Here is a 19,357-nt window from a genome sequence, read left to right as displayed (position 1 = left end):
AACTTGCCTTTTGTCCGAAATAAGACTACAAATATCGGACAGAGGTAAAACCATGAACGATCTCAAGACTCAGATCACAGCTCACATCGATGCAGCAGCGCCTGGCCAAGTATGGGTGCCATCTGATTTTTCTCAACTTGGCAGCAGAGACGCCGTGGACAAGGCGCTTCAACGCTTGGTCACAGCCAGCCAGTTGCGCCGTATCCACCGTGGGCTGTATGACCGACCCAAAATAAACAGCCTGACCAAACAGGCAACACCGCCCGATTACCGCGCCGTCGTGGATGCCATTGCACGACGCGACCAACTGCGCCTACTCGTAGATGGCATGACCGCCGCCAATGATCTGGGCCTGACGGATGCCGTGCCAGCGAACGTAATCATCCATACCGATGCACGCCGACGCGCCATTCAGCTCGACAACCTGACCATCACGTTCAAGCTCACGGCACCCAGCCGCCTGTATTGGGCCGGACGGCCCGCCATGCGGGTTGTCCAGGCACTGTACTGGCTCAAGGACACTCTGCCCGCAGACAAGCCCCGCATCGTCAAGCGGCTGTCCAAGCTGCTGAACGACTCCGTGCAAGGCGAAGCCATGCGCCAGGACTTACTGGCAGGTTTCCACACATTGCCTGCATGGATGCAGGCAATCGTGCGCGAACTACCGGGCTGCGCTGCACCAACCGCCGAAGCAGCTATGTCACGACCCGGTACCGACTACCGAGCGCATACCGAGACTTTTGCATGAACCTGAATTTCAATACCATCATCCAGGCCGCTGACGATGACCGGCGCGGCCTGTTCCTGACCGCTGCCCCCCGTCTGGGCACTGCTGTCCAGAACGTCGAAAAGGACTTCTGGGTATGCTGGACGCTGGACGCTCTATTCAACGGCATGCCATCAGACGGCCCTCGCCTACTGTTCAAAGGCGGTACATCATTGTCCAAAGCCTATGGCTTGATCTCCCGGTTTTCCGAAGATATCGACATCACCGTATTCCGCGCAGACATTGGCGAGCCTGCTGAGACTACGGAATTGGAAGCCTTGAGCGGTAAGCAACGGCGCATCCGTCTGGAACGCATCCGCAACGCCTGCCAGCACTACATTGCTAAAGACATGATGGCGCAGCTCCATGCAATCGCGGCTGAAGCCATCCCTACTGACCGCTTCCGCCTGGAACTGGATTCGGACGATCCCGACCAGCAGACGCTGCTGTTCTGGTATCCCACCGTAACAGCCACGCCTGGTGATTACATTCGGGCGGCCGTGAAGATCGAGGCCGGGGCCAAGTCGGCCTTGGACCCACATGAAACGGTTGTGGTGACTCCCTACGTTGCCGACGATCTGCCCGATCTGGACATCGCCGTACACAACGTGACGACCGTCAAGCCCGAACGCACCTTCTGGGACAAGATCATCATCCTGCATGGTCTGCGCCAATGGCATGATCGCAGAGGCCTATTACGCCAAGGCGGCCAACGAGTATCTCGACACTATTACGATATACACCGACTCCTTCAGCACCCCGATGCCGACACATGGAAGGCAGATCGCCTCTTGGCACAGGACTGCGCGCAACACGCCCGGCTGTTCTTTGGCAGCGCGGACCTTCGACTGGACATGGCAGTACATGGCTCCTTTACCCTGTCGCCATCGGATGCCATGCACGACGCACTGACTCGAGATTACGAAGCGATGAGCGGCATGATCTTCGGACCGTATCCTGCTATCGATGAGGTACTAAAAGTTGTCGCTGACCTGGAGTACCGCTTGAATACGCGCGCCATGTGAGTGGCTTGTAAGGCATGAGATAAACTACCCTTGAAAGAGGTTTCTGCACACCGGAAGGAACAGCGAAGCCAACCTCATCCACGCGCGGACACATGAGTTATCTGTAATGCCCTCACTATGTTGAAGACATTCCAAAGCGTCGCCTTTATGCGACATTTACACCTAGAGTCCCCCAAGGTGTACCCCGGAGAATAAGAAAACTCTGACACTCTTATAAACATTAGCGTTGCGGGCTTTGTTCGATTCCGGCCCCGCACCAACAGCTTGTTCCAGACAGGTTTAAGATCCGCACCCTCTCGCCCAGTACCAAAGAACAGACGCTGAATGACGGCGATGGCCTCTACCTGCGCGTGCGCGCATCCAGAAAAAGTTGACTCTATCGGTACAAATCCGGTACGAAGCAAATCAAGATCGGCTTAGGCGCCTACCCAGCGATCACCCTTGCAATGGCACGTGAACTCACCAGAGAGGCGAACACACTGCGCGCTCAAGGCATTGACCCGCAGGACGCTTGACGGGAGCAGCAAGAGCAAGCCAAAATCGCCAAGATCAATACTTTCGAGCTGATGGCGCGCGCCTGGCTCGAAAGTGCCAACAAGGATCGCGGCAACCTAGAAACGGCGCAGCGTGTCCGCGAGGCCGTCCAGCACGTCTATCAGTACGCTGTGGATACCGGCGTAAAGTTCATCCAAGTCATTCATATTAATTAAAAATGCAGTCGCCTTTGAACAATAGTAATAGACGCCAATCTGAATAGCCCTAGTGAACTGATTGGCTAGCGATGGATGTCTTTCCGGTGCAAAAAAGCGAGCAAGCTCTTTTCTCCGTCTTCACGAGCAATAGCAATTTTCTGTGAAAGTTCATCGTCGATATTGTCTGATGAATAAAATTCTTGTTGAGCCTCTTGTATCTCGAGTGTATCGGCTGTCTCGCTCGACTCGCCTCCTTAGAGAGCAGGTGACTTTCTTTCACCAGATTCTTTGCGGCGGCATAGATTTCCCTTCCTGCCAATTCACGCTTCCTAACCCCTTGCTTCCCTACCACCCATACCTTCCTAGCGCAGCAGTTCAATATTTTGATCGATGCGGCCTTGAATCAAGTGTAAGGTGTCGCGAGTGATACGCTGCGGATGCAACTCCTCAGCAATAGCTGCAAACTGGCTGGCCACATCGCAAATACTGTCAATAATGCGACCGGCGATCTCTGCTGAAACCTCGGCCTCTTCAGCCAGTCGTAGTATTGCTACGCGATCAATCGTCAACGCTTCGCCCATGACATCCATTTGATGGTATCCGCTCGGCCCCTCGCAGAAAGTCACATCGTAAGCGGGTGCCAGGTTCCACTCACCCGATGGTGTCATCAAGTAGGCGAAGTTCTTAGGGTGATCATCCCGGTTATTGAACGCAACATTAAAGACAGCACGCTCAAAGGCGACTGATTTTTCTCGCATATCGTTGGTGCACAGTTGAGTCGCGCGCAAAAAATTAACGTAATCCAACGCTCCGGGAACCCTGTAGTCGGCACCGGTAAAAGCAGCAAGGCTTTGCATGGGTATGCGCTGGCCGCCTTTACGATCAAAACGTTTGCTTGCGAACGCCGCCAGCCCGTTGGGCAGGCTGAAATACTGTGTATCTGGCGTCTGAATGCCGCAGCGACGCAAACACGCGGCATAAACCATTTCAATGGCGCATACCTCAGCGTGTTCATCCTTGGCTGGAAATTTAAGCAACCAGGCTTCAAAACCCGGTGTGACTGCGGTTGTAAAGGTGCCGGTTTGAAGGTCACGATAAACCAGCGCTTTCGGTCTGGCCCCTTGAGGCGAGCCCCCCACCTGCAACAATCTTTGCAGGAATGCCCCATCGTTACCCTCGAGCACTTCTTGCACGTCAGCGGCAAGCTGGTCGAGTGAAATATGCCCTTGCGATGTAGCCCCTTCTGGTGCCACAGGCTCGAACGACATCGCCCCCATAGCATTGTTACCGATGAAGGCTAATCTTTCTAAAGGGCCAATTCGCGCAGTAGTCAGCCCACGACTTCTGAATAAGCGATCCATCAACAACATGCCCCATCCATCGGGCAATGAGTCATAGACCGGCCCCGGCAACCCCAACTGATGAGACGGAAAATCTTGGCGCAGTTGAGGACCTTTTAGCGGCAGCATATAGGCAGATAGCTCCAGACCTTTCTGCTTAGCTTCATTACTATATTCAAGTACGATCTTGGGGCGACCTGTCAGCGCAGTCGTTGACCTCAGTGTGCCCCATAACCACCGCTCGCCCCAGCCCTCGTAGTACACCTTCACTTGCTCAACCATTGCCGGACTTCCTTGGGGCTCGCTGACGTTTAGCGATGCGTTCGTACTGCCGAATGTCATCAAGGCTATCAATTCTAGGCAGAAAAAGACCTTCGAGCTCTTTAGTTCGGCCCAGCACCATGGCCACTCGAACCACATTCTCAAACCCGACATTACGCCCCGCTTCCAGATTGGACACGGTATTCGTACCGATACCGGCGCGACCCGCTACGTCGGCTTGCGTCATCTGCAAGGCCAAGCGTTCCGTACGCAAGCGTTCACACAGACGCTTGACGATTTCATCGGGCTTACTAAAGCTTAAATCCAGCATATTGGGCATTTATCTAAATCTCTCGTCCTAATACCCAATATTATAGAGTTAGATTAAATTTATACCAAATCTTCTAATCCACGAAATATAGGATTTAAGCCAATATAATTGAGTTAAACACTAATTTATTGGATTTATAGTGACCTCCCCCGAACCTTTGCCAGCCCAAGGCAAGAGTTTTCATGAATCCGAATAGTCGTATCGAGCCTACGAGGCCGCTCTGAGCATCAATATATTGACCAGCAAAGCACCCAAGCCGCAGATCATCACCCTAACAGGCTTTGCGGGTTTTTTATGGCTGTCTTTTACGCCCATAGTTCCGCTCATACACCTCCACCCCCATGGCTTGAATCTGTTGTTCAATAAGCCTGTCAAAGGGTTTTAGCACTGACTCAAAGCGATGCTCTGGCTCAAGCACTGTCAAGGTGCGTACAATGGCCTCGATGGTCGACACGGCGGCGGCTTCGCTTGCCTTGCGCACCCGATATTGCGACGGTTCTCCGACGGGCAAGCTTAGGTGAGGCAGCGTCGTTAATACTGGGTTAGCGGCGATGATCTTTCGCGCTTTACGCCACGTTCCGTCTGGCACAATCAAAAGTGAGGACACGTCTTCGGGAGTTGCAGCCAAAGGTTGCGTTAGGTGTTGTTCCTGAGCGGGGAACAACAAGAAAGCGGATTCAAATGTGGAAATGAACGCTTGCAATGACGAGAAATGTTCACCTACCCATAGCTGCGCATGCGTCAGACCCAATACGGCTAATCGCCCTGTGTTTAACGGGTGTTTTTCCTCATCAGGGTGTTGCAGTATTAATACCCGCGTGCGGTTAGGTGCAACGCTAATAACGTCGCACAGACAATGCGACAATGGGCGAAGGCAATGATCACAACGAGGGCGCGTTGCGTTTTTTTTGACTGTCATGGTGCTGATAACATAACCAACGATTAACCTTATGCGATAAAGGCTCAGAGAAGTAAGTCCACATGAATCCCCCGCCCCTTAGCTATAGACGAGTTCTTTATCTAGCGATTCCAATCATTTTAGCCAACTTAACACAACCGCTGATGTCTGCGGTGGACACGGCTGTGGCTGGTCATCTGCCGGGCGCCCATCATCTAGCCGGTGTGGCGTTAGGCAGTTTGCTGTTTAACCTTATTTTTTGGGTTTTCGGCTTTTTACGCATGGGTACCACCGGCGTCGTCGCGCAACACTTCGGAGCAAACCAACCTAGCTCTGTAGTGTTAACCGTCGGCAGAGGCGTGCTGCTTGCCGTCTTGATTGGCACCCTTATTTTGTTGATGCAAGGGCCGTTGATTAACGCCGGGCTCTCGTTATTAGGGGCCTCAAACGAGGCGGCGACGCAAGCTCAGTTGTATGCGCATGGACGCGTCTGGGCGGCCCCTCTGGCATTGATCAATTACGTTATTTTAGGCTGGCTACTGGGTTGCCAGCGGGTACGTGTTGCGCTACTGATTCAACTGCTGATTAACGCGGTCAACTTTATTGCGGTGATGGGCTTTGTTTACGGCTTAGACTGGGGCGTAAGCGGCATTGGTAGGGCCACGGCGGTTGCTGACTTTAGCGGCACTGTAGCGGGTGCATTTCTGCTATGGCGCAGTTACCGAACACAGATCCTAAACTTACATTGGATCGAGCTGTTTGAAACTAAGGCCTTGCGTCGTCTGGTGCAGATTAACAGTCATATTTTTATTCGCACGGCGTGCTTGCTCACCACCATGACCTGGTTCACGCACCTTGGCGCCAAACAAGGCGATGTATTACTGGCGACCAACGCTATTCTGCTGAACTTGCTTAGTTTTACTTCTTACGGCTTGGATGGCTTTGCACACGTGGCCGAAACCCTAAGTGGGGCTGCCGTTGGACGACGCAAACCCAAGCAACTCGCTCGCGTTATTCGCATTTGTCTGATCTGGGGTCTTGTTGGCTCATTGCTCTATATGGCGGTATTTGCCTTGACCGGAAGCAGTCTGATTCGCCTTCTTACCGATCAGGTAGCTATCGCCGAGCTGGCTGATCACTACTTGATGTGGGTTGTACTGGCCTCGCTCGTGTCCATGCCCGCCTATTTATACGATGGTGTCTTCATCGGAGCCACACGTACCCAACCGCTGATGTTCATTATGTTGGGTAGCTCGTTAAGCTTTTTAGCGCTTTCGGCGGTGCTGCTGCCCGCCTTCGGTAATCACGGGCTGTGGCTATCATTCATCGTGTTTAACGGCTTGCGAGGTGCTGGGCTTGCCTTGGCATCACGGCCGTTAATTCTTAAGCCTCTGATGGACAGCGCTAACCACCAGCCTTAAATGGGAGCTATGAGCTTCTCGAACAGGGTCTCAGAACCCATTTGTCCGCCCTTAAGCATGATCTCTACGCCCGATAAATGCGCCACATCAGAATGCATGCGACATAGCGCTGCGCCAGAGTCTATCTGCCCAAGGTAAGACAGCCCCCACACGTCCAGTGCTTTCAGGGCAAGGCTTGAGGTGTCTCCGCCAGCAACGCCGATCCGCCTAGGGCTGCTGTGCTTAAGTACCTGCGACAAGAATCGACCACATGCCTCGGCCAGCGCAGAGGCTGCTACGGGGCGCTGGCTTGAGCCACTGCAAACGTAGGCAAGTACATTCCTACCCTGCGCCAAACCTTCAGATACCTGCGACAATAAGGCATGACGTTCGACTGAGCCCTCGTCGCACAACACCGCCGCATCCAGTGGAATCGCGTGATAGGACGTAGCCATTTCAATCTGTCGTGCGGTCACAGGAGAGCGACTGCCTGACAGCACCAGAACAGGCCCTTCGGCTGGACCTAACACGGGGGGCTTAAGTTGCGACACTTCCGTGCCCGAGGCTTGCCAATGTGCAATCAATGCTTGAGCCACACTGCTAGGCCCCACCGCCAGCAAAGGCTGCTGGCACGCCCGTTGCCAAATCGCCCTACCTACCACCGCCAAATCTTCAGAGCGGCTGACATCAAACAACACCCCATCAGCATGCTCAACGATGGTTTGATCAAGCATGTCATCGAATTCAGCGTCGGCCATCGTGTAGCGGGGGTATTCGACTAAACCTAGCTGTGTCAGCCCCTGCTCGGCTAAATGCCGTCGCAAGTCGGCCTCAAACATCGGTGTTACGGGGTGTTGACTCATTGTGGGGTGTCGATCAAGACGGTACGCCGCGCCACCCGTACTAAAGGCCGCGAAAAGGTTACCAAATACGCAATAACGCCCCAGATTCGGTTGCCCGCCAACAATGGGCACAAATGACAACGCACCCAACTGTTCGCTGAGTAATTTAACCGCATTTCCGATACTGCCCGTCGTGGGAGAGCTATCAAAGGTAGAGCAGGACTTATAGTGAGTCACCACAGCGCCCACCTGCTTAAGAAAATGCCCTACGGCAAGTAGCTCCGTTTTTTGCTGTGCTGCAGACATAGAGCGTGCAGCGCCGGCGATACCCAGACAATCCAACGGGCCCACATCAGCCAATTGCTGTGGCGTGGGAAGACGCAGAAAAAGGATGGCGCGATAACCCGCACACGCCATGGTCGATAAGGTATCGGTGGCGCCAGTGAAGTCATCGCCATAAAAAGCGAATTTGGTTTGTTCGGACATCGTGAGATCAACTACGGCCAAAAAATTCCAACGCCTGACGCAGCTCGGGTGCTTGCTTGGCGTGTTCTGCTAAGCTCACCCCGCTTTGTGCCGCATTCCACGCTTGGCGCAAACTGATAACACCCGCTTCTGGGCCATTGGGGTGGGCCAAGATGCCACCGCCTGACATGAATAACAAATCATCACTGCCCACTGCCTCAAACGTGGCGGGAACCGTCCCTGCCCACTGCCCTGACGAGAAGGCGGGCATTACGCGATCATCAAACTCGTTGGACAACGGCGCGAGACAATCCAGTGCTGACGTCACCACCTCTTCATCACTTTGTGCAAATTTTCCTTGCAGACCATGTACATGCATATGATCAACGCCGGCTAAGCGCCAAAGCACTTGATAGGCTTGAAACGAAATCCCTAATAACGGGTGACGAGACATTGCCCCATAACCGTTACGATGCCCATGCAGGACGATCGACGTACTACGACGCAAGGTTTGAATCGCCGAATACCCACAATAGTTAAGGCTAACCATGGCGCAGTTTCCACCTTCTTGTTCAATCAAGTCGGCGTGTTGACGCATGGCATCGGTTTCGTCACTAATGTTAAATGCCACCATCACTCGTTTCCCAGTGCGTTGTTGATGCTCGCGCACCACCGCCATCACCGCTTTAACGCGTTCTTCAAGAGGCGCGTGCTCGGGGTTTGCGCACACCTCGTCATCTTTAATGAAATCCACTCCAGCACGGCATAACTGATCCACTAGTTCAGCGGTTTGTGCCGGAGATAACCCCACATTCGGTTTGATAATCGTTCCCAGCAAAGGGCCTTGCTCTACCCCCGATAAACGACGTGTACCAACCACGCCATGCTGAGGACGGTCAAAGCGCTCTCGGTAGGCTGTTGGCAAGCGCAGGGTTTCCAAGCGTAACGCCGTGGTTTCACCCAAATCGTATAAGTTTCCGGCCACTGTCGCCGCTAAGGTTGGCAGGTTAGCACCGATGTTGCCAACCGGAAACGAAAGGCGTACTTTCGCACGAGACCAGGGCCCTTTCGCCCCGCGACGTTCTAACCACGCATTCGGCAATGAAGGTTGAGCTGCCTGCTCCACCACTTCAACCTGCTCTACGATTGCTCGAGCCCGCTCACGCAACTCATCGGTCTCCCCTTGTACTCGGGTAAACGTTCCGCAGGACTGTTCTCCTGCCATGATCTCTGCGACCTTGTTAGGGTCCAAAGGCGTTTCGATGGTGTACGTTGCGTGAAAGCGTTCTGAGTTCATAGCAATACAAACAATAATAAAGAAAGGTTGACTGAAGAAGGTGGCAACAACTTAAAGCGCGCTTAGGTCTGGAAAGCTTCGCACAGGATCGCGGCCATCCCAGTTCTCGGACTCAGTGCGTATCAAGTCGAATAGTTTTCCTTTAGGCCCCGCCACCTCAGACAGCTCAATCACAGAGCCTGGGTGATACTCGGTGTCAAAATAAACAAAACGACCGCGCTCGCCGACTTCGCCACTCATGACCGCTTTAAAGCCCTGTTGAGTCAACCGAGCCAAATCTTCGTCATAGTTCTCTGTCCAGTAAGCGACGTGTTGCAACCCTGTGCGCCCTGCCTGAAGAAAGTCCCTGTACATCGAGGGCACATCGTTACGACACTGGATAAGCTCAACCTGAACAAAGCCAGAGTTCGCCAAGGCTACGGAGTTATGCGGCTCGTAAACCTCACCGTTATAGCGATAGTTTTCAATAGGAACTTTGGGGTTGTAGTACCAAGGCCCCACGCCTAGCGTGCGGCTCCAATACTCCATCGCGGCCTCAATATCGTTAACGACATAACCCAACTGACGAATTTCACCAAAAAACTTACTCATTCCTGTTCCTATAGATTACTGAGCCATTACGATTTCATCGGGAATCGGCACACCGGCATACTTCATATGGATCTCATTCAGTTTGCCGTTCTTCAAATTGGTGCCAATCCAGTTATTGACCCATTCTTTCAATTCCGGCTCATTCTTACGCATCGCAATTCCTAGCTCGTAAGACTGAATGATGAATTTCGTCTCGAAATCAAGTGAAGGATTACGTTTGCCAATGGCATGAATAATGGGGGGGGTGATCGCGACAATTTCAGCCTGACCGGTAGCCGCTGCCGTAATGGACGCCGCCTCATCATCAAAGCGAATGACTTTGGCTAATGGTGCACCCTCTGAAACGAGTTTGTCCTGTGGTCCGCCTCGGGTTACAGCGACTGACTTGCCAGCCAAGTCATCCATGTTCTTGATATCCAAACTGCTAGCGGCGCCGACTGCTGCTTGAATCGCACCGTAGGGAACGGAGAAATCAACCGCTTTTGCTCGCTCAGGCGTAATGGATAACGACGAGATAATAAGATCGGCTTTGTTGGAAAGTAGATTCGGTATACGTCCAGAATTCGTGGTCTGAACAATCTCAAGCTCAACACCAAGGTCTTGCGCTAAAAGTTGTGCGGCCTCGACGTCTGAGCCCACGGCCTGCATTTTTTCATCAATGTAGCCATAAAAAGGGGCGCCCAGATCAATGCCCACTCGAATTTTATTTGCTGCCTTGATATCAGCCAACGCATCGGCGCTTGCGGCTCCGGAAAACACAGCTAAACACGCTGCGAAAGAGGTGAAACGTAGTATTTTTCGTAATGTCATGTCTGTCTCCAAAATGGATAGCAAATAATCATGGTTTTTATTAACGTGATGTCTGGCTATTACAAACCGTGCGCCAGAAACTCCTGTAGCTCAAGCGTTTGAGGGTTGCGTAAAATGTCACCGCTTCCCGTTTCCCAAACTTTGCCTTGATGCATAAATATGATGGTGTCAGCCACTCGTGCGGCGAATTCCATTTCATGTGTCACAAGAATCATCGTCATGCCGTCGGCGGCCAACTGTTCGATAACACGCAACACTTCACCGGTTAGCTGCGGATCAAGAGCGGAGGTCACCTCATCAAACAGCATGACTTTAGGCTCCATCGCCAACGAGCGGGCGATTGCAACGCGCTGCTGCTGTCCACCTGAAAGTTGCTCGGGAAAGGCCCCCGCTTTATCCAGCAGACCCACTTGGCGCAAGGTACGATTGCTTAACTCAAACGCTTCGGCTTTGCTTTTCTTTTTCACAGCGCGAGGTGCGAGCATGATGTTTTGCTCAACCGTAAGGTGCGGGAACAAGTTATAGCTTTGAAAAACAATGCCCACATCCGTACGCAAATTACGCAAATTGATGCTCGCGTCATGAACGTGGTGTCCGTAGACTTCGATTTGCCCCTGATCAATCGTTTCTAGGCGATCAATGCAGCGCAACGCTGTACTTTTGCCAGATCCGCTTTGACCAATAATTGCCACCACTTGCCCTTTTGAAACCGCAAATGACACCCCTTTCAGCACCGCATTGGCACCAAAGCTTTTATGGACATCTTTCAATTCAACAACAATCGACATTATTTTCCTTTATGCGCTTAGTGTGGGACGCGATCCATATTGAAGCTTGCGCTCAAGTTTTCGACTCCACGCAGACAGCGGGTAGCACATGGCCAAATAGAACAGTGCGATCAAGCAATAGACTAAAAACGGTTGAAAAATAGAGTTGTTAATCAACTGACCTGCACGTACCAGCTCAACAAAACCAACAATCGAAGCCAGCGAGGTATTCTTAACAACCTGAACCATGAAACCAACAGTGGGTGGCGTAGCGATACGTACGGCCTGCGGCAAAATAACCAAACGTAGACGCTGTGCTCGTGTTAGCGCCAAGCACTCTGCCGCCTCCCACTGCGTTTTTGCTACGGACTCAATACAGCCACGCCATATTTCACCCATGTAGGCACTGACGTAAATAATCATGGAAATGCTTGCTGCCGCTAAGCCTGTTAAGGTCAGCCCTGCAATACTTAAGCCAAAATAAGACACGAACAACAGCACCAACAACGGTGTGCCCTGCACCACTTGCACATAAAGATAGGCCAACCACCTTACGGGTCTGTTCGTACTGACGCGCAACAATGCCACCACACCACCTGCCACGCCACCGCCCACAAAAGCAATCAGCGAAAGACAAATGGTCCAAAGTGCTCCATTTAGCAGAAACTGCAAATGATCAATCGTAAAACCGCCTGAAACCATGATGCTTACCCTGTAACCTTCATGCGACGACGCGCAAAAACAAGCTGTCCAAATGCCCACAAGCCTATACGCATCAACAGCGATAGCGCCAAGTAAGCTACGGCGACCAAGATATACGCCTCAAACGGCCTAAACGTCTCGGACTGCACTCGACTGGCTGCGGCCGTGAGTTCTTCCACCGAAATTTGTGACGTAATCGACGTTGCGAGCATTAACAACACGAACTGACTTGTTAGCGCTGCATAAACGTTTTCCATCGCTGGCAATAAAATCACATGCCAATACACCTGTCTTTTGCTTAGGCCCAGGCACTCAGCCGCTTCAATTTGCCCTTCGTGTATGGAGTCCATGCCCGCGCGCATGATTTCACACGAGTAGGCCGCAACATTAATAATTAATGCCACTAAGGCTGCCGCAAAAGCCGTCACTTTCCAGCCCAAACTGGCAAGGCCGAAAAAGACCAAGAAGATTTGCACCAGAAAAGGGGTATTGCGAACAATCTCGACATAGAAGCCACAAATTCGCGACAGTAGACGACGGGGACTACGGCGACCAATGGCGCAAAGAATACCCAGCATCAGCCCCAGTATCGTCGCGGGCACCGACAACTGAACCGTTAGCCATGCGCCATCTAAAAACTGAGGCCATGCGGCCAACACACTTGAAAAGTCGAATTCGTAACTCATACTTAGGGCAGATTGTGTCTCTGTTTTGATTGCCTACACACGAATGAATAATGTGATTCTTATTGCTGGTGTAGCGCAACGTTATTAACGGCTTGTCAGTACGAATGGTATACGCAGCTTCTTGTCAGTGTCCACATCAAATAATGATGGCTTTTGATGTCTTTACATAAGACATCATATTGTTATTACTGATAAAAAATGGATTCCTACGTAAGATGACCTTATTGTAATGATTAGATATGATGTAATAATATAAAAACCTCATTCTGACTCAGCTTGAAGGCGCCGTGACCATCCGTCCCACTACTTCAAAACGTAAAGCCCACAATCGAATTGGGATCGCCGAAGTCGCTAGCCATGCTGGCGTCTCGACCGCAACCGTGGACCGCGTGCTAAACCACCGTCCCGGTGTAAGGCCTGCTACCGTTCAAGCCGTATTAAAAGCGGCGGCTGATCTGGGTTATTTACCTCAAGACGATCTGTACAGAGCCCTGCGCCCACAGCCCATGCGGCTGGTTTTTGTGCTGCCTGCAGGCAGTAACCGGTTTTTAAATATGCTGGGGGATATCGTCAGCATTGCGCACGAACAGTTCGAACCTTTCAATGTGCAATGTCGGTGTCGCTTCATTGAGGGCTTCAACCCTCATGTGCTCGTCAAAAGCTTGCTACGCGAGAGTCGTCGCGCAGACGGTATCGCGTTTATGGCCCTAGAGCATCCCCTAGTACGTGAAGCTGTACACATCCTAGCCGAGAAAAAGATACCCACTCTGACCTTAATTTCAGATCTCTCGAATTCGCCTAGGGCGGCCTACGTCGGCTTAGACAACCGCGCGGCCGGCCGCACAGCAGGTCTTTTATTAGGGCGCTTCATTGGCCCCCGAGTCGGTAAAGTCGCCATGATTGCTGGCAGTCGTCACTATCGTGGCCACGAAGAGCGAGAAATGGGCTTTAAACATATTCTGGAAGAAAAGTTTCCTTATCTGGAATTAGTGGGTTTGCGCGAAGGCCATGACGAGGCACAAATTAACTATCAGCAATCCAAGCAATTACTGAAACAACACCCCGATTTGGTCGGCATCTACAACATCGGCGGTGCGTCGGATGGCGTGGCACAAGCGCTAAAAGAAGCTGACCGTGCTGAAAAAACGGTGTTCATTGGTCACGGCCTTACGCCTGACACTCGTTCACTTTTAGTGGATGGTTCGATGGATGCCTTAATTAACCAGAACCTACACTCCACCATCATGAATAGCGTGCGAATTTTCGCGAACCTACGCGATGGACGAGAGGCGATGACCGGCGTGGAATCGATGCCTATTAGCGTAGTATTAAATGAAAACCTACCCTAAGCCCTAGCCCCGGTTTCCAGGCATTAATGTATGGATACGCTCCAACAATGCCGCCGAAACGGGAATTCCTAAGCCGTCGTTCTCATCCCGAATCGCATAACGGCGATTGCCGGGCAAACGAGCCTCTTGTTCGTCAAAACCGTCAAAGATCGCTTCTGCTTTCTGCAAGGCGTCTGCCCCACCCATTAGCTCGGGTGAAAAGGCTATAAATAACTCGCCATGGCAAGGGGCAGCATCAGCGTTTGCATCAAACGCTTGCGACTGACGACTACTTTGGTCGCCTATCATCGGCCCGGCCAACAACTCAATCATGGTGGCGATGGCCGAGCCCTTGTGTCCCCCAAAAGGCAGCATGGCTCCAGCCAATACTGCAGCAGGGTCCGTTGTTGCCTGCCCATCGCTATCGACGCCCCAGCCCAGAGGTATGGCCCGCCCCTCATTTCTGCACATCGCGATATCCGCTCGCGCTGCCGCCGACGTCGCAAAATCAAACACATAAGGACGCTTATCCGGGCGAGGCCACGCAAAGGCCATCGGGTTCGTGCCTAACAGCGGTTTTGTTCCGCCGCTGGGCACCACCCAACCGTAGCTTGGGTTCATCGACATGGCGACAACACCGGAAGTCGCGGCCCGCTCGACCAACGGCCAAAGCGCAGTGGAATGAAAGCCATGATTGACCCTCAATGCACTCACGCCAAAATCACGCGCTGCTGAGATCAGATCGGGCAAGCCTCGCTCGGCCGCTAAGCACGAGAAACCATACTGTGCGTCAACCTGAGTGACCACTGGCGTTAGCTTTTGCACCACAGGATCTGCCTGCTTATTAAAGCGAGAGTGAGCCATGGTGTCTAGTGTGCCGGGCAATCGTTGAAGCCCGTGCGATAAGCTACCATCGCGCTGAGCTGCCGTTAACAGGGTTGCCAACGATTCGGCCTGCGCCCGACTAAGCTGTTGTGCTAAAAGAAACTCGGTGACGAGCTTAGCTATCTCAGCCTCTGAAAGTCTGACGTGTTCCGTTTTATTTTCTGACATCGCATTCATTTCATTACATTGCATTAATCAATTTAACCACTCTACCACTGCCGCACCCGTATCCGCATTGGGTGCGAATCGTTAGAATAGCTCAAACCCTTTCCTATTACGGAGTGCGCATGAGCAATTACCCAGACACCCTTCTACTAATCGATAACGAATGGCGTGAAGCGAGCACGCGCCAGTACATTGATGTGTTGAACCCGGCGACAGGCAGTCCTATTGGTCGAGTCGCTAGCGCTAGCACGACAGACCTTGACGCAGCGTTAGCCGCAGCCCAACGGGGGTTTGAGTTGTGGCGAGAGACGTCTGCTCACGAACGCTGCGCCCTTATACGTAAAGCTGCCGCTCTGGTGCGCGAGCGTGCCGACTCGATTGCACGGGTGATGACCCAGGAGCAAGGGAAACCGTTGCCCGAAGCCCTGATTGAAGTACGCGGCGGCGCTGACACCTTAGACTGGTTTGCTAATGAAGCCCTACGGGTTTACGGGCGCATCGTGCCTTCCCGTAACCCTGCGGCGCAACAGCTCGTATTGAAAGAGCCCGTAGGCCCAGTGGCAGCCTTCACACCGTGGAACTTCCCCGTCAATCAGGTGGTGCGTAAACTGGGTGCCGCTTTAGCCACAGGCTGCTCTTTTCTGCTTAAAGCCCCTGAAGAAACACCGGCTTCACCCGCCGCCTTACTAAACTGCTTTGTGGATGCTGGTGTACCCAAGGGCGTTATTGGGCTTGTGTTTGGAGTGCCGGCCGACATTTCCAACTACCTTATTCCACACCCTATTATCCGCAAAATCACCTTTACGGGCTCTACCCCTGTGGGTAAAGAACTAGCGTCTTTAGCAGGACGTCACATGAAGCGAGTCACCATGGAACTTGGTGGCCATGCACCCGTCATCGTTGCGCACGATGCCGACGTCGAGCTTGCCGTCAAAGCCTCTGCTGGCGCTAAATTCCGTAATGCCGGACAAGTGTGTATATCGCCCACACGTTTCTTAGTTCATAAAGACGTTAAAAGCGCCTTTGAACAGGCTTTTGTTGCCCACGCTGAGAGCCTGAAACTGGGTGATGGTTTGGCAGACGGCACCACATTGGGCCCTATGGCTAACGATAGGCGCATAACGGCCATGGAAAGCATCGTCAACGATGCCAAAGCAAAAGGAGCACGCTTAGTCATCGGTGGTGAACGAGTCGGCTCTGAGGGTAATTTCTTTTCACCCACGGTTTTCACCGACGTACCACTTGAAGCCAACGTGTTTAATGACGAACCTTTTGGCCCTGTTGCGGCGATTCGCAGCTTTGAGAACCTTGATGAAGCCATTCAAGAATCCAATCGCTTACCCTTTGGCCTGTCTGCTTACGCCTTCACCAGCTCTATCAAAACGGTACACGAGTTATCACGCCGTCTTGAGGTGGGAATGCTATGGGTCAATCAGCCCGCAACCCCTTCTGCCGAGCTGCCCTTTGGCGGCGTGAAAGACTCTGGTTATGGCTCAGAAGGCGGCCCGGAGGCTTTGGAAAATTACCTGAACACAAAATCAGTCTCAATCGTCGGGGTCTAGGGTTTAACCGTTAACCTGAACACACAAACCAGCCCAGTCTACACAAGCGACTGGGCTGCTTTAGTTTAGGCTTCTAAATACCGCCCTCTTCGTTCCGCTTTTCAGGATCAAACCACAGGCGGTTTTGTCTCGCGCTCAAAATGACGATGTTGGGCTATCGCCTTAATAAAGGCTGCCATGTCGCCATCGCCTGCTTGTTTCGCTAATAACAAGCCTTTATCGTCTGCGTTCTCTGGTATGTCTGCTTGCTGAATTAAGCGAACACCTGCGCCGATCGTCAGTAACGGTTTGCTGTGGCGAAAGGCATCGCGCACGTACTCCAAGGCCAATCCATTACCGCAAAACGCGTCCACAGCGGTGTCGCCATCGGGCACGACCACGGCATCAAACAAGACCGAAGGACTGTTCTCAAACGATGCATCCGCATCAAGCGCTTCGCCAGCTGCTGTCGAAAACAAACCCACACGTGGGCCCACAAGCCTTACCACTGCCCCTTGTGTCATCAATGCCTTCGCCACAGCGCTCACCGTTTCCGCATTCACCCCTTCTTCAACCAGCACAGCAACCTTACGCGTGCGTATACCTTCCTCACTCGGATGGGCTAACAACGACAAAAACTTAGATTGAGTCAGCTCAGGCTTAACGTCGCTAGGGTTCGCTTTAGCCAAGGGCTCGGGCAAGGAGGGCATTCCCAGATTCTTGGCAACATCTTGGGCTAAGTCTTCCGATACGTTACGTAACATCGCGACCATACGTTGCCGGATGGCTGCCACTGTTACTTTACTCAGCTCAAACGAGAACGCGTCAGTAATATGGCGCTTTTCGTGCTCGGCCTGACTTTCAAAAAAAAGCGTAGCTTGATTGTAATGTTCAGCAAATTTCTCAGGTTTTCCTCGTAACTCAACGTCTGATACGGGTTCAGGGAAAGGAAGATAACCGCTACCCCCCGCTTGAAAAGGACACCCTCCGGCTAAGGAGTTAGGCTCGTACGACACGCCCCCACGATGAATCGTTTGTCGATGCATCCCATCACGCTGATTATTGTGCACAGCGGCCAAGGGGGCATTAATGGGGATCTCATGAAAGTTAGGACCACCCAATCGAGAAAGCTGCGTATCCACATACGAATGTATACGTCCAGCCAGTAAAGGATCGTTCGTGAAGTCGATACCTGGCACCACATGCGCCGTACAAAACGCCACTTGCTCGGTTTCGGCAAAAAAGTTGTCCGGATTACGATTCAGCACCATACGCCCTATTGGTGTTACTGGCACCAACTCTTCAGGGATGATTTTTGTGGAGTCTAAAATATCAAAGCTGAAACCTTCAGCCTGCGTTTCATCAAAGATTTGTACGCCCAGTTCCCACTCTGGGTATTCCCCAGCATCAATGGCTTCCCATAAGTCCCTGCGATGGTAGTCGGGGTCAGCACCTGAAATTTTTACTGCCTCATCCCAAACGTGTGCGTGCGTACCCAATTTAGGCGTCCAATGAAATTTAACAAACTTGGATGCCCCTTCGGCGTTCACGAATCTAAAAGTATGCACACCAAAACCTTGCATCATGCGATAACTTCGAGGTATGGCTCGCCCAGACATCTGCCACATCACCGTATGGATGGATTCGGGCATTAACGAGATGAAGTCCCAAAAAGTGTCATGAGCCGATGCGGCCTGTGGCATACCATGGTGGGGTTCTGGCTTAACAGCATGCACAAGATCAGGAAACTTCATGGCATCCTGAATAAAGAAAACAGGGATGTTGTTACCAACCAGATCCCAGTTACCTTGATCAGTATAGAATTTCACGGCGAAGCCACGTACATCCCGAGCGGTGTCTTTAGAGCCTCGTTCACCCGCAACGGTAGAAAAACGTACAAAAACAGGGGTGCGTTTACCCGCTTCTGCAAATAAGGTTGCACAGGTCAAATCTGGCAACGCCTCGTAACTCTCAAAATAGCCATGAGCGGCAGAACCCCGAGCATGAACAACTCGCTCTGGAATACGCTCATGATCAAAATGCGTCAGCTTTTCTCGCAGAATAAAATCTTTTAATAACGCGGGTCCGCGTAGACCCGCTTTCAACGAATTCTGATTATCGGCGACAGGTACGCCCTGATTCGTCGTCATTTGCTGATCTGCACTGTCTGCTCGCACACGGTCAAGCTCTCCGCCCACAGCGTTCACTCCCGTCGTCGCCTTCGCTCCCGTCTTCGGTGTCGCATTCTGCTCAGACAAGGTGCTTCCTGTAGCGGCTTCGTCGCTGGGCGCCGCACTCAAACCAGCCGGTGGGCTTGCTGATGAAGGTCCGTACTCGGCCGGCTTATTCGTATTTTCAGGCAAACTCGTCACCATGTCCGCTACCGCGCGAGCTTTCTTTAATGCGGGGTGGGTGGCATGACTATCGGGCGGCGTCGCTGGGCCGCTATCACTATTGAAATAAGCCGTATCCACAGCGGTCTGTTTTGGCGTTGACTCCTGCTGACTCTTTCGTGTTGCCATGATGGGTTCCTTTTCGCGTTGAGGTTAAAACATCAAACGTAAT

Annotated in this window: 17 protein-coding genes and 1 pseudogene; 6 read left to right on the top strand and 12 right to left on the bottom strand. The window is 52.3% G+C overall.

Annotated features, from left to right (window positions below; genetic code table 11):
• The first annotated feature begins 52 nt into the window (after positions 1-52).
• The 3 genes and pseudogenes from AC2UZI_RS03735 to AC2UZI_RS03725 form a co-directional block, all read left to right on the top strand.
• On the top strand, positions 53-748 hold the full coding sequence (locus AC2UZI_RS03735) for a DUF6088 family protein (RefSeq protein ID WP_486942480.1): 696 nt from the start codon (positions 53-55) through the stop codon (positions 746-748).
• Positions 745-1,791 (top strand): nucleotidyl transferase AbiEii/AbiGii toxin family protein, encoded by a 1,047-nt coding sequence (locus tag AC2UZI_RS03730; RefSeq protein WP_486942479.1) that lies wholly within the window; start codon positions 745-747, stop codon positions 1,789-1,791. The genes AC2UZI_RS03735 and AC2UZI_RS03730 overlap by 4 nt, the downstream gene beginning before the upstream one ends.
• A 389-nt stretch (positions 1,792-2,180) precedes the next feature.
• Positions 2,181-2,306: pseudogene (locus tag AC2UZI_RS03725) on the top strand (Arm DNA-binding domain-containing protein); the annotation flags it as partial.
• A gap of 539 nt (positions 2,307-2,845) precedes the next feature.
• Here the strand turns inward: AC2UZI_RS03725 and AC2UZI_RS03720 are convergent.
• The 3 genes from AC2UZI_RS03720 to AC2UZI_RS03710 all read right to left on the bottom strand — a co-directional run bounded on the left by AC2UZI_RS03720 (position 2,846) and on the right by AC2UZI_RS03710 (position 5,334).
• Positions 2,846-4,105, bottom strand: coding sequence for a type II toxin-antitoxin system HipA family toxin (locus tag AC2UZI_RS03720; protein WP_486942478.1), 1,260 nt, complete (start codon positions 4,103-4,105; stop codon positions 2,846-2,848).
• Positions 4,098-4,415, bottom strand: coding sequence for a helix-turn-helix domain-containing protein (locus tag AC2UZI_RS03715; RefSeq protein ID WP_486943707.1), 318 nt, complete (start codon positions 4,413-4,415; stop codon positions 4,098-4,100). Before AC2UZI_RS03715 ends, AC2UZI_RS03720 begins: the two co-directional genes overlap by 8 nt.
• Before the next feature lie 292 nt (positions 4,416-4,707).
• A complete protein-coding gene (locus AC2UZI_RS03710; RefSeq protein WP_486942477.1) occupies positions 4,708-5,334 on the bottom strand; it encodes a tRNA-uridine aminocarboxypropyltransferase in 627 nt (208 codons plus the stop codon).
• Between the two features lie 62 nt (positions 5,335-5,396).
• Here AC2UZI_RS03710 and AC2UZI_RS03705 point away from each other — a divergent pair, with 62 nt between their 5' ends.
• Complete coding sequence (locus AC2UZI_RS03705) at positions 5,397-6,734, top strand: MATE family efflux transporter (RefSeq protein WP_486942476.1); 1,338 nt, start codon at positions 5,397-5,399, stop codon at positions 6,732-6,734.
• Here AC2UZI_RS03705 and AC2UZI_RS03700 read toward each other — a convergent pair.
• From AC2UZI_RS03700 to AC2UZI_RS03670, 7 genes are read right to left on the bottom strand one after another with little or no spacing between them, the layout of a single operon-like run.
• Positions 6,731-8,041, bottom strand: coding sequence for a four-carbon acid sugar kinase family protein (locus AC2UZI_RS03700; protein ID WP_486942475.1), 1,311 nt, complete (start codon positions 8,039-8,041; stop codon positions 6,731-6,733). The two genes, AC2UZI_RS03705 and AC2UZI_RS03700, sit on opposite strands and share 4 nt — an antisense overlap.
• Before the next feature lie 7 nt (positions 8,042-8,048).
• Complete coding sequence (locus AC2UZI_RS03695) at positions 8,049-9,317, bottom strand: ribulose-bisphosphate carboxylase large subunit family protein (protein WP_486942474.1); 1,269 nt, start codon at positions 9,315-9,317, stop codon at positions 8,049-8,051.
• A gap of 51 nt (positions 9,318-9,368) precedes the next feature.
• Entirely contained in the window at positions 9,369-9,908 is a 540-nt protein-coding gene (locus AC2UZI_RS03690; protein ID WP_486942473.1) for a VOC family protein, read from the bottom strand.
• A gap of 15 nt (positions 9,909-9,923) precedes the next feature.
• A complete protein-coding gene (locus AC2UZI_RS03685; protein ID WP_486942472.1) occupies positions 9,924-10,718 on the bottom strand; it encodes a transporter substrate-binding domain-containing protein in 795 nt (264 codons plus the stop codon).
• A gap of 59 nt (positions 10,719-10,777) precedes the next feature.
• Positions 10,778-11,506 carry an amino acid ABC transporter ATP-binding protein gene (locus tag AC2UZI_RS03680; protein WP_486942471.1) on the bottom strand — a complete coding sequence of 243 codons (729 nt, stop codon included), beginning with the start codon at positions 11,504-11,506 and terminating at the stop codon, positions 10,778-10,780.
• 9 nt (positions 11,507-11,515) lie between these two features.
• Positions 11,516-12,187 (bottom strand): amino acid ABC transporter permease, encoded by a 672-nt coding sequence (locus tag AC2UZI_RS03675; RefSeq protein WP_486942470.1) that lies wholly within the window; start codon positions 12,185-12,187, stop codon positions 11,516-11,518.
• Positions 12,188-12,192: 5 nt separating this feature from the next.
• A complete protein-coding gene (locus AC2UZI_RS03670; protein ID WP_486942469.1) occupies positions 12,193-12,873 on the bottom strand; it encodes an amino acid ABC transporter permease in 681 nt (226 codons plus the stop codon).
• A gap of 287 nt (positions 12,874-13,160) precedes the next feature.
• Here AC2UZI_RS03670 and AC2UZI_RS03665 point away from each other — a divergent pair, with 287 nt between their 5' ends.
• Positions 13,161-14,222 (top strand): LacI family DNA-binding transcriptional regulator, encoded by a 1,062-nt coding sequence (locus tag AC2UZI_RS03665; RefSeq protein ID WP_486942468.1) that lies wholly within the window; start codon positions 13,161-13,163, stop codon positions 14,220-14,222.
• A 3-nt stretch (positions 14,223-14,225) separates the two neighbouring features.
• Here the strand turns inward: AC2UZI_RS03665 and AC2UZI_RS03660 are convergent, their stop codons facing one another.
• The gene (locus AC2UZI_RS03660) at positions 14,226-15,254 is read right to left on the bottom strand and encodes an Ldh family oxidoreductase (protein ID WP_486942467.1); all 1,029 of its coding nucleotides are present in this window, start codon (positions 15,252-15,254) and stop codon (positions 14,226-14,228) included.
• A gap of 119 nt (positions 15,255-15,373) precedes the next feature.
• Between AC2UZI_RS03660 and AC2UZI_RS03655 the strand changes: the two genes are divergently transcribed.
• Positions 15,374-16,813 carry an NAD-dependent succinate-semialdehyde dehydrogenase gene (locus AC2UZI_RS03655; RefSeq protein WP_486942466.1) on the top strand — a complete coding sequence of 480 codons (1,440 nt, stop codon included), beginning with the start codon at positions 15,374-15,376 and terminating at the stop codon, positions 16,811-16,813.
• Positions 16,814-16,920: 107 nt separating this feature from the next.
• On the opposite strand, the gene AC2UZI_RS03650 is transcribed toward AC2UZI_RS03655, so the two are convergent.
• On the bottom strand, positions 16,921-19,314 hold the full coding sequence (locus AC2UZI_RS03650) for a catalase (protein ID WP_486942465.1): 2,394 nt from the start codon (positions 19,312-19,314) through the stop codon (positions 16,921-16,923).
• Between the last annotated feature and the right edge of the window lie 43 nt (positions 19,315-19,357).

Source organism: Paenalcaligenes sp. DL 463 (assembly GCF_057475185.1).
The sequence above is the reverse complement of the archived record's forward strand: the minus strand, read 5'-3'. Positions and strand labels throughout refer to the sequence as shown.

What these genes read in the sequence shown, in the direction of transcription:
- AC2UZI_RS03650 (WP_486942465.1), bottom strand. Translation starts at nt 19,314, where the DNA reads ATGGCAACACGAAAGAGTCAGCAGGAGTCAACGCCAAAACAGACCGCT.
- AC2UZI_RS03715 (WP_486943707.1), bottom strand. Translation starts at nt 4,415, where the DNA reads ATGCTGGATTTAAGCTTTAGTAAGCCCGATGAAATCGTCAAGCGTCTG.
- AC2UZI_RS03700 (WP_486942475.1), bottom strand. Translation starts at nt 8,041, where the DNA reads ATGTCCGAACAAACCAAATTCGCTTTTTATGGCGATGACTTCACTGGC.
- AC2UZI_RS03680 (WP_486942471.1), bottom strand. Translation starts at nt 11,506, where the DNA reads ATGTCGATTGTTGTTGAATTGAAAGATGTCCATAAAAGCTTTGGTGCC.
- AC2UZI_RS03690 (WP_486942473.1), bottom strand. Translation starts at nt 9,908, where the DNA reads ATGAGTAAGTTTTTTGGTGAAATTCGTCAGTTGGGTTATGTCGTTAAC.
- AC2UZI_RS03685 (WP_486942472.1), bottom strand. Translation starts at nt 10,718, where the DNA reads ATGACATTACGAAAAATACTACGTTTCACCTCTTTCGCAGCGTGTTTA.
- AC2UZI_RS03735 (WP_486942480.1), top strand. Translation starts at nt 53, where the DNA reads ATGAACGATCTCAAGACTCAGATCACAGCTCACATCGATGCAGCAGCG.
- AC2UZI_RS03720 (WP_486942478.1), bottom strand. Translation starts at nt 4,105, where the DNA reads ATGGTTGAGCAAGTGAAGGTGTACTACGAGGGCTGGGGCGAGCGGTGG.
- AC2UZI_RS03705 (WP_486942476.1), top strand. Translation starts at nt 5,397, where the DNA reads ATGAATCCCCCGCCCCTTAGCTATAGACGAGTTCTTTATCTAGCGATT.
- AC2UZI_RS03670 (WP_486942469.1), bottom strand. Translation starts at nt 12,873, where the DNA reads ATGAGTTACGAATTCGACTTTTCAAGTGTGTTGGCCGCATGGCCTCAG.
- AC2UZI_RS03730 (WP_486942479.1), top strand. Translation starts at nt 745, where the DNA reads ATGAACCTGAATTTCAATACCATCATCCAGGCCGCTGACGATGACCGG.
- AC2UZI_RS03695 (WP_486942474.1), bottom strand. Translation starts at nt 9,317, where the DNA reads ATGAACTCAGAACGCTTTCACGCAACGTACACCATCGAAACGCCTTTG.
- AC2UZI_RS03660 (WP_486942467.1), bottom strand. Translation starts at nt 15,254, where the DNA reads ATGTCAGAAAATAAAACGGAACACGTCAGACTTTCAGAGGCTGAGATA.
- AC2UZI_RS03710 (WP_486942477.1), bottom strand. Translation starts at nt 5,334, where the DNA reads ATGACAGTCAAAAAAAACGCAACGCGCCCTCGTTGTGATCATTGCCTT.
- AC2UZI_RS03655 (WP_486942466.1), top strand. Translation starts at nt 15,374, where the DNA reads ATGAGCAATTACCCAGACACCCTTCTACTAATCGATAACGAATGGCGT.
- AC2UZI_RS03675 (WP_486942470.1), bottom strand. Translation starts at nt 12,187, where the DNA reads ATGGTTTCAGGCGGTTTTACGATTGATCATTTGCAGTTTCTGCTAAAT.